Origin of the sequence: Paraburkholderia sp. SIMBA_030, from assembly GCF_046535245.1 — a bacterium.
Taxonomy (GTDB): domain Bacteria; phylum Pseudomonadota; class Gammaproteobacteria; order Burkholderiales; family Burkholderiaceae; genus Paraburkholderia.
The window spans coordinates 1-248 of record NZ_JAWRXB010001267.1 but is presented as its reverse complement, the minus strand read 5'-3'; the positions used below and the strand labels follow the sequence as shown (position 1 = coordinate 248).

Genomic DNA, 248 nt, shown 5'->3' with positions numbered 1-248 from the left:
GGTTTGCCCGGAACGGCCGCCCAGTATTACTTGAGTTTCGCCAGCATGGCCACGGCGACTGCCTTGGCCGATTGTGGGTTCTGGCCGGAAATAACTTCGCGGTCTTCGATCACGTTCTCGCTCCATGGCTTGGCTTCTGAGAAGTTAGCGCCGGCTGCCGTCAGGCCATCCTGCGGGAACAGTTTCATATGGCCGCCGCCGAGGAAGCCTTTGGCCTGCTCCTCTTCCGCGTCGGTGAAGGCGGTGAC

At 61.3% G+C, this 248-nt stretch carries 1 pseudogene; it reads right to left on the bottom strand.

Features of this window, described 5'->3' with window-relative positions:
- Positions 1–26: 26 nt before the first annotated feature.
- Positions 27–248 (bottom strand): annotated as a pseudogene (locus SB772_RS44110) (type 1 glutamine amidotransferase domain-containing protein); the annotation flags it as partial.